We start from the raw sequence: 9,692 nt of genomic DNA on the forward strand, positions 1-9,692 counted from the left end.
CGGCCCATAGGCCCGCGCCGGCAGGCGGTGGGGCCGGGAAAGTCTGCCTGTTCAGAAAAGGGTCATTGAACATGAACGAGCGACCGCTTGCGAGTAAGCGCTACGACTGCACTGAATGGCCGATTTTGGGTCACCCTTCGCACTGCGGCTAAGCTGACGCTGAGGATATCCCCTGAATAACGCTCTCATGTCGAGATGTTAATCGGGGCTATAAACCGGCTGAACATGTTCCGTTCGGCACCTGGATGTACAAGCATGTGGCGCCGATTCTAAAGAATAGTTGCGCCTTTCGCTTCAAGCCCGGTCACCGCATGTGATGCACAGCAAGGCGGTCGTAAGAGGCCTGATTCTCACAAAGAGCTAGACCGAACGGACGGATGAAGGTCGAAAAAGCGTCAGCTATATGCCAGCTATATGCGTTTTCCTGGAATCGATCTCGAATTGCTACGCCGCATAGGCCTAATCGCGTGCCCCTAAGGCTCCGCGCTCACTCAGCGGCAGCCGGTTCCGCTGGGGGCAAGAATGAAGCTTACACTACCGCTCATCGCCATTGTGCTAATTGGGGTTCCTGCTGTCGCACAGGCGCAATCGACGCCTGAGGACAAGGTGGCGGGTGACACGGCACCACCACCTGCGATCACCGTCAGCGGATCGGCGTCAATCGCTTCGGATTATCGCTTCCGCGGTGTCTCGCAGTCTGATCGCGAAATCGCAGTGCAGGGTGGCATCACCATCGCGCACAACAGCGGTTTCTACATCGGCACATGGGCATCCAACCTTGCCGGTTGGGGTACCTTCGGTGGCGCCAACATGGAGCTCGACCTGATCGGCGGCTACAAGGCAAAGCTTGCCGAGAACGCGACGCTGGACGTTGGCCTGACCTGGTACATGTATCCAGGCGGCTTGGATAAGACCGATTTCGGCGAGCCATACATCAAACTCACTGGCACGGCTGGCCGCGCGACCCTCACAGCGGGCGTGGCCTACGCGCCCAAGCAGCAGGCGATCGGTAAATGGTACAACACCGGCGCCGATGCAGCCGCGGGCGTCTATAACGATCCAGGCGACAAGGACGACAACCTTTACCTGTGGGGTGACGGGGCGTTCGCCGTCACCGGTACGCCGTTCACCGCCAAGGCACACGTCGGTCACAGCTGGGGCCAGGACGGGTTGGGTCCCAATGCCACCGCAGTCGCACCGACAGGCGAGTATTGGGACTGGTCGCTGGGTGCGGATGCGACGTGGAAGAACCTGACGTTCAACGTCTCGTACATCGACACCGACATCTCCGCCCGAGAGGCGACTTACCTGCGCCCGAGCTTCAGCAAGGGGCAGGACGGCACCGGCAATATCGCCGGCAGCACGTTCGTCGTTTCGCTGACCGCCGCTTTTTGAAGAGGAACAGCTGATGGACGACCTGCTTTGGATCCTCGTCATGCTCGGGCTGGTGGCAGCAACGCTCGCCTATGCACGCCTGTGCGACAACGCCTGAGGTGATGCGATGACCCTCGATCTGTGGCTCGCGGCGCTGACCGCGCTTGGCCTTCTCATCTACCTTGTTGCGGTGCTGATCCGCCCCGAACGCTTCTAGAAAGGAGCGGACCCATGACATTCCAGGGCTGGATCCTGATCCTTGGCTTCGTCGCCATCCTGCTCGCGTTGACCAAACCGGTCGGCACGTGGCTGTTCGCGCTGTACGAAGGGCGCCGTACGCCGCTGCACACCGTCCTCGGCCCGGTTGAGACGGGCTTTTATAAGCTGGCCGGCATCGACCCCGATCAGGAATATGGCTGGCGGCGCTACGCCGTTCACATGCTCCTGTTCAACGCCACGCTGATGGCGTTTACCTATGCGGTGCTGCGGTTGCAGGGCGTGCTGCCGGGTAATCCGCAAGGGCTGGCGGGGCTGTCGCCGCACCTCGCGTTCAATACCGCGATCAGCTTCACCACCAACACCAACTGGCAGAGCTATGGCGGGGAGTCGACGATGTCGAACCTGTCCCAGATGCTGGGCCTGACGATCCACAACTTCTTGTCGGCGGCGACCGGCATCGCACTGGCGTTCGCGCTGTTCCGCGGCTTTGCGCGGCGCGAGGCGAAGGCGATCGGCAATTTCTGGGCGGATGCGACTCGTGTCACGCTGTACCTGCTGCTGCCGATCAGCATCGTCTATGCGACGTTCCTGATCGCGAGCGGCGTGCCGCAGACGCTGTCCGGCGTGGTGGATGTGCAGACGCTGGAAGGTGCGAGACAGTCGCTGCTGCTCGGCCCCGTCGCCAGCCAGGAAGCGATCAAGATGCTCGGCACCAACGGAGGCGGCTTCTTCAACGCCAACAGCGCGCACCCGTTCGAAAACCCGACCGCCTTGACCAATCTGGTGCAGATGCTGTCGATCTTCCTGATCGGGTTCGGCCTGACCTGGACGTTCGGCAAAGCGGTCGGCAACACGCGGCAGGGTTGGGCGATCCTGTCGGCGATGGTGATCCTTTTCCTCGCGGGCGTTACCGTGACGTACTGGCAGGAAGCCGCGGGCAACCCCGTGCTGCATCATCTGGGTGTCGCGGGCGGGAACATGGAGGGCAAGGAGGTACGCTTCGGCATCGCCGCCTCCGCGCTGTTCGCGGTCGTCACCACCGCCGCGTCGTGCGGCGCGGTCAATGCGATGCACGACAGCTTCACCGCGCTGGGCGGGATGATCCCGCTGTTCAACATCCAGTTGGGCGAGGTCGTGATCGGCGGCGTCGGCGCGGGCATCTACGGCTTCCTGCTGTTCGCCATCCTCGCGGTGTTCGTCGCCGGGCTGATGGTCGGCCGCACGCCTGAATATGTCGGCAAGAAGATCGAGGCACGCGAGGTGAAGCTCGCGGTGCTCGCCATCGCCGTACTGCCGCTGATGATCCTGGGACTGACGGCGCTGTCGTCGGTGCTCCAACAGGGACTGGCAGGGCCGCTCAACAAGGGGCCGCACGGGTTCAGCGAGATCCTGTACGCCTTCACCAGCGCGGTCGGGAACAACGGCTCTGCGTTCGCAGGCCTCACCGCCAATACGCCATACTATAACGGGTTGCTCGGCGTTGCGATGTGGGTCGGCCGCTTCTTCATTATCGTGCCGATGCTGGCGATCGCCGGCGGCCTGGCAGCGAAGAAGTACACGCCGGAAAGTGCCGGCTCGTTCCCGACCACGGGCGGGCTGTGGGTCGGGCTGCTCGTCGGCATCGTGCTGATCCTGGGCGGCCTCACCTTCCTGCCGAGCCTCGCGCTTGGCCCTATCGCCGATCATCTCGCGATGATCAGCGGCAAACTGTCCTGAAGGGGCGCCTGACATGGCAAAAACCCACTCGAAAAGCCTGTTCACGGCCGACCTCGTCGTGCCGGCAATCAAGGCCTCGTTCGTCAAACTCAACCCGGCGGACCTGATCCGCAATCCGGTCATGTTCGTCACCGCGGCTGTCGCCGCGCTGATGATCGTGCTGCTCATCATCGGCAATGACGGACTGACAACAGGCTTCAAGCTGCAGCTGGTCGTCTGGCTGTGGCTGACTGTCCTCTTCGGCACGTTTGCCGAAGCGTTGGCCGAGGGGCGCGGCAAGGCGCAGGCGGCATCGCTGCGCGCCACCAAGGCGGAGCTGACCGCCAAGCGCTTCAAGGCCGACGGTCGGGAGCATGAGAATGTGCCCGCCAGCGCGCTGAAGGTCGGCGACATCGTTCTGGTCGAGACCAATGACCTGATCCCGTCGGATGGTGAGGTCGTCTCTGGGGTGGCCTCGGTCAACGAGGCGGCGATCACCGGCGAAAGCGCGCCGGTGATCCGCGAAGCAGGCGGCGACCGGTCGGCGGTGACGGCCGGCACGCGGGTCATCTCGGACGAAATTCGCGTCAAGGTGACGGTCATGCCCGGTCAGGGTTTCCTCGACCGGATGATCGCCCTCGTGGAAGGCGCCGAGCGTCAGAAGACGCCGAACGAGATTGCGCTGACGCTGCTGCTGGTCGGGCTGACGATCATCTTCCTGATCGCGGTCGCGACCATTCCGGGTTTCACCGCTTATGCCGGCGGCTCGATCCCGGTCGCCATCCTCGCGGCGCTGCTCATCACGCTGATCCCGACGACGATCGCGGCGCTGCTGTCGGCGATCGGCATCGCGGGCATGGACCGGCTGGTGCGCTTCAACGTCCTCGCCAAGTCCGGTCGCGCGGTCGAGGCGGCGGGCGACATTGACGTCCTGTTGCTCGACAAGACCGGCACGATCACGATCGGTGACCGCCAAGCCAGTGAGTTCCGCACCGTTGGTGGCGCGACGGATGCCGAGATGGCTGAAGCGGCGCTAATCGCCAGCCTCGCTGACGAGACGCCGGAGGGCCGCTCCATCGTCGTCCTCGCCCGCGACGAGTTCGGCGTTCACACGAGCGAGCTGCCGGCGGGTGCCGAGGTCATCCCGTTCACCGCGCAGACTCGTATCTCCGGTGTGCAGACGCCCGACATGCTGGTGCAGAAGGGCGCGGTGGACTCGATCCTCAAAGCCAACCCTGGCGTCGGCGAAACGGCTGCCGCGACCGAACTCCGCCGGATCACCGACGAGATTTCGCGTGCTGGTGGCACCCCGCTGGCGGTCGCCAAGAACGGGCGCCTGCTCGGCGCGATCTTCCTCAAGGACGTGGTCAAGGCCGGCATTCGCGAACGCTTCGGCGAACTGCGGCAGATGGGCATCCGCACGGTAATGATCACCGGCGACAACCCGCTGACCGCAGCCGCAATCGCGGCAGAGGCAGGGGTCGACGATTTCCTCGCCCAGGCCAGTCCCGAAGACAAACTCGCGCTGATCCGCAAGGAGCAGCAGGGAGGCAAGCTGGTCGCGATGTGCGGCGACGGCACCAACGACGCCCCGGCGTTGGCGCAGGCTGACGTCGGCGTGGCGATGAACACCGGCACGCAGGCAGCGCGCGAAGCGGGCAACATGGTGGACTTGGACAGCGATCCGACCAAGCTGATCGAGGTCGTTGGCCTCGGCAAGCAGCTTCTGATGACCCGCGGTGCGCTCACCACCTTCTCCGTCGCCAACGACGTGGCGAAGTATTTCGCGATCATCCCGGCGATGTTCGTCGCGCTGTATCCGGGATTGGGCGTGCTCAACGTCATGGCGCTCGGCAGTCCGCAGAGCGCGATCCTGTCGGCGATTATTTTCAACGCGATCATCATCCCGATGCTGGTGCCGCTGGCGCTCAAGGGCGTGGCCTACAAGCCGATGGGGGCGGGGCCGCTGCTGGCGCGCAACCTCGCCATCTACGGCCTTGGTGGCCTCGTTGCCCCCTTCATCGGCATCAAGCTCATCGATCTTGTCGTCGGTGGCATCGGCCTCGCATAAGGACAACCATCATGGGCAAAGACTTCACTTCCGCCCTGCGACCCGCGATCGTCATGACGATCCTCTTCGCAGCCCTTCTTGGGATCCTGTACCCCCTGGCAATGACCGGCATCGGGCAGATAATCTTCCCCTCGCAGGCTAACGGCAGCCTCGTGAGCGCAAGCGGCAAGGTGATCGGCTCGACCGTGGTCGGCCAGGCCTTCACCTCGGACCGCTACTTCCAGACCCGGCCGTCGGCGGCCGGCAAAGGCTATGATGGCCTCGCATCGTCGGGGTCAAACCTTGGCCCAGCGTCTCAGGCGCTGGTCGATAGGGTCAAACCCGATGTCGCCAGGCGGCAGGCGGAAGGCGCGACGGGCGCGCTTCCGGCCGACCTCGTCACTGCCAGTGGCTCAGGTCTCGACCCTGATCTGTCGCCAGCCGCCGCCCTGGTTCAGGCACCCCGCATTGCGCGCGTTCGAGGAATGTCGGTTGATGCGGTGCGTGGGATCGTTGCCCGATCGACCGAAACCTCCATCCTCGGAGAGCCGCACGTGAACGTGCTTGGCCTGAACCGCACTTTGGACGCCGCCGCGCGCTGATGCCGGTCAGTGGCGACGGCAGACCGGATCCAGACGCCCTCCTGCGTGCAGCCGCGCAGGAGGGGAGGGGACGCCTGAAGATATTCCTCGGAGCAGCGCCGGGCGTCGGCAAAACCTTCGAGATGCTGTCGGAGGGCGCTGCACGACGCCGTGATGGTACCGATGTCGTCGTCGGCGTGGTCGAAACGCATGGACGGGTCGAGACCGAAGCGCTGACCCGCGGACACGAGATCATCCCCAGGCTCAACATCGCCTATGAGGGCCGCACACTGGGGGAGATGGACCTGGACGCCGTCCTGGCGCGCGGTCCACGTCTCGTCCTGGTCGACGAGCTGGCGCACACCAATGCGCCCGGCAGCCGTCATCCCAAACGCTATCAGGATGTCGAGGAGCTGCTGGCGGCGGGCATCGACGTCTATTCGACCGTCAACATCCAGCATGTCGAAAGCCTCAACGACATCGTCGCGAGTTTCACCCGCGTCCGGGTTCGTGAGACGGTGCCGGACAGCATCCTCGAGATGGCGGAGATCGAGGTCGTCGACATCCCGCCCGACGAGCTCATCGAGCGGTTGAAGGCCGGCAAGGTCTACCTGCCGCATGAGGCGACGCGCGCGCTCAGCCACTTCTTCTCGAAATCCAATCTGTCGGCGTTGCGCGAGCTTGCGCTGCGGCGAGCTGCGCAGGCAGTCGATGCCCAGATGCTGGAGCACGTCCGGGCGCTCGGCGTCGGTGGTACCTGGGCGGGTTCGGAACGCATCGTCGTCGCGATCAACGAACTGCCTGGCGCCGACGGCTTGGTGCGCGCGGCCAAGCGGGTGGCGGATGGCCTGCGGGGACCTTGGACAGCGCTCTTCATCGAGACGCCGAGGACCGCTCATTTCAGCGACGCACAGCACCAGCGGGTTGCCGCGGTGATGACCTTGGCGACGCAGCTCGGTGCTGCGGTTGCGACCGTACCTGCGACCTCCGTAGTAGAGGGCATTCGCGGCTTTCTGACTGATGCCCGCGCTACGCAGCTCGTGGTAGGCAAGTCCCGTCGGTCGCGCTGGTTCGAGTTCCTCCACGGCTCGATCGTCGATCGCCTGATCCGCGAGACGCCGGGCGTCACCGTGCACGTCCTGCCGATGGAGGAGGAACCGGGTTCATCACCGGTACGTCGTCAGCGCGGCAACTGGGGCAAGCCTGCCGGTTACCTCATCGCGCTCCTGCTCGTGGCGATCGTCACCGCGCTTGCCAGCGCGCTGTTCCATATCCTCGACCTCGGCAACGTTGCTCTGCTCTACCTGTTGCCCGTCATGGCTGCCGCAAGTCTGTTCGGCCTTCGCACCGGACTGTTCGCAGGCATTGCATCCAGCCTGGCGTATAATTTCTTCTTCCTGCCACCGGTGGGAACGCTGAGCGTCAGCAATCCTGAGAATATCGTTTCGATTTTCGTGCTGCTCGGCGTGGCGATCGCCACCAGCCAGCTGACTTCGCGCGTTCGTGCTCAGGCCGATATGGCTGCGGCCAGCGCGCGGACGAACGCCACATTGGCTGGCTTCCTGCGGCAGCTGAGCGCGATCAACGACGCATCGGTCGCGGCCCGCATGATCTGCGACGACCTGGCGCGTCTGTTCGACGTCCAGACGGTTCTGCTCACCTCCTCGGGAGGCACCAGCCTCACCGTCCAGGCGGCCAGCGCTCCCGGTTATCGTCTCGATACGATGGACATGGCAGCGGCCAATTGGGCATTCGACAACGGCACCGCGGCGGGCAAGGGTTCAGGCACGCTTGCAGCCTCGGAATGGCTGTTCCAGCCACTCAAGGCAGGGGGCAAGGCGCTGGCGGTGATCGGGGTGGCGAAGGAGAATAGCGGCGATCCGATCCGTGCCGATCAGTTGCCGCTGCTGACCAGCTTGATCGATCAGGCAGCGCTGGTACTCGAACGCCTCCGGCTCGAGACAGAGATGCGCGACGTCGATGCCGTACGGACCCGTGATCGCCTGCGCGCTGCCCTGCTATCGTCGGTCAGCCATGATCTGCGCACCCCGCTGACCGCGGTGATCGTCGCGGCGGATCAGCTCGATCACGGTGCGACGCCGGAGCTCATCGGCACCATCAAGAGCGAGTCCGCGCGGCTTAACCGCTTCGTCGCCAATCTGCTCGATATGGCGAGGGTGGAGGCTGGAGCGTTGAAGCTCAACGTCGAGGCCACCGATCTCAGCGATGCCGTCGCCGGCGCCGCGCACGATGCCCGGCGGGCGCTGCAAGGCCATGATGTACGCCTCCAGGTATCGCCGTCGCTGCCGCTCGTCCGCGTAGACGCGCAACTGCTGCACCATTGCCTGCTCAACCTCCTCGACAATGCCGGGCGCTACGGCGATCCTGGAAGTGACATCATCGTCGAGGGCGTCCACCGATACGGCCAGATACGGCTGACCATCCTCGATCATGGACCAGGTTTACCCCCCGGGCGAGAGGCGGAGGTGTTCGAGACCTTCCGCCGCCTCGAGGGCTCTGATCGTGCGATTGGCGGCACGGGCCTTGGCCTTGCGATCGTCAAGGCGTTTGCCGAGGCGATGGGGATGAGCGTCGAGGCCGGCAACCGTGACGACGGAGAAGGTGCCGCCTTCACACTGGTATGTCCTGCAGACCTGATCGTCCGCAACACTTCCGAGAGCCACATCTGATGTCTGCAAAGATCCTCGTCGTCGATGACGAAGCCTCGATCCGCCGCCTGTTGCGCAATACCCTCGAAAGGGCCGGTTATGCTGTTGTGGAAGCGGCCGACGGCCGCGATGCCCTTCTCCGCGCAAGAGTCGAGTACCCCAGCGCGATCCTCCTCGATCTTGGCCTGCCGGATAGGGACGGGCTGGGTCTTATCCCGTTGCTCCTGCAGAACAGCGATACCGTCATCCTTGTCGTTTCTGCTCGCGATGCAACTGACGAGAAGGTCGCCGCGCTCGACCTCGGTGCCCATGATTTTGTATCCAAACCCTTCGATACGGATGAGTTGCTCGCTCGATTGCGTGTCGCCCTTCGCCACCGCGGGGTGTCGGAGACAGCGCCAAAGATCGTTCGCAAAGGTAACGTTACGATCGATCTTGATCGTCGCCTCGTCTGCCGCGGAACAGTGGAACTACACCTCACCCGCAAGGAGCACGACGTTCTCGCGCTATTGGCGCGTCATGCCGGCCGCGTCGTGACGCACGACCGCATCCTTGCGGTTGCCTGGGCAGGGGAGGACCCCCGCGTCGAGTATCTGCGGATCGTCGTGCGCAATCTCCGGCAAAAGCTGGAAGCGCCGGGCGCGGTCGGCAGCATCATTGCCAACGAACTTGGTGTTGGGTACCGATTGCGCGCCGATCAATAGCGGCTGCGGTCGTTCGAAAAACGCAACGCTACGCCAGCGCTATGCAGTTTCGTGGAATCGATCTCGAAATGCTACGTCCGGACCGATAGCTGGATGGCCACCTTGAGAGTTGTGGCATGGCATCGTGGCATCGATCGTGGAAGGCTGACATTGGCCTTCGTATTTCTAGACTGATCCTGTGCGGATTGGCGAATCTGGCGCTCACCTGTTTGATCGCAATGCAGGTTGCGCCTCGTACGGGGGGAGCGCTTGCCTACGCGCTGGCGACAGTGGGTTTCTTTTCCGCCAGCGCAGGAACCGCTGACGTGCTCCCCAGAAACTCTGCCAATTTGAGCTAGAGTCCGCCTTCGCGAGGAGACGGAAGTGAAGAAGACGAGGTTCAGCGAGGAGCAGATCATCG

Annotated in this window: 7 protein-coding genes; all 7 read left to right on the forward strand. The window is 63.9% G+C overall.

Translation table 11 applies throughout. The features are described 5' to 3' along the window. Positions 1 to 522 precede the first annotated feature (522 nt). A complete protein-coding gene (locus ASG07_RS05170; RefSeq protein ID WP_055843247.1) occupies positions 523 to 1,395 on the forward strand; it encodes a TorF family putative porin in 873 nt (290 codons plus the stop codon). A 106-nt stretch (positions 1,396 to 1,501) separates the two neighbouring features. After that, positions 1,502 to 1,591: a K(+)-transporting ATPase subunit F gene (kdpF, locus tag ASG07_RS05175; protein ID WP_022685962.1), complete on the forward strand. Its 90-nt coding sequence runs from the start codon at positions 1,502 to 1,504 to the stop codon at positions 1,589 to 1,591. Between the two features lie 14 nt (positions 1,592 to 1,605). Continuing rightward, positions 1,606 to 3,309, forward strand: coding sequence for a potassium-transporting ATPase subunit KdpA (kdpA, locus tag ASG07_RS05180; protein ID WP_055843249.1), 1,704 nt, complete (start codon positions 1,606 to 1,608; stop codon positions 3,307 to 3,309). 13 nt (positions 3,310 to 3,322) lie between these two features. Beyond that, positions 3,323 to 5,359, forward strand: a complete 2,037-nt coding sequence (kdpB, locus tag ASG07_RS05185) for a potassium-transporting ATPase subunit KdpB (protein WP_055843251.1) — start codon at positions 3,323 to 3,325, stop codon at positions 5,357 to 5,359. A gap of 11 nt (positions 5,360 to 5,370) precedes the next feature. Continuing rightward, complete coding sequence (gene kdpC, locus ASG07_RS05190) at positions 5,371 to 5,940, forward strand: potassium-transporting ATPase subunit KdpC (protein WP_055843253.1); 570 nt, start codon at positions 5,371 to 5,373, stop codon at positions 5,938 to 5,940. Continuing rightward, positions 5,940 to 8,609 (forward strand): sensor histidine kinase, encoded by a 2,670-nt coding sequence (locus tag ASG07_RS05195; RefSeq protein WP_055843255.1) that lies wholly within the window; start codon positions 5,940 to 5,942, stop codon positions 8,607 to 8,609. Before kdpC ends, ASG07_RS05195 begins: the two co-directional genes overlap by 1 nt. Beyond that, entirely contained in the window at positions 8,609 to 9,292 is a 684-nt protein-coding gene (locus ASG07_RS05200; protein WP_055843257.1) for a response regulator transcription factor, read from the forward strand. Before ASG07_RS05195 ends, ASG07_RS05200 begins: the two co-directional genes overlap by 1 nt. The last annotated feature ends 400 nt before the right edge of the window (positions 9,293 to 9,692 follow it).

It is taken from the genome of Sphingomonas sp. Leaf343 (assembly GCF_001423765.1).
In the GTDB taxonomy this organism is placed as follows: domain Bacteria; phylum Pseudomonadota; class Alphaproteobacteria; order Sphingomonadales; family Sphingomonadaceae; genus Sphingomonas.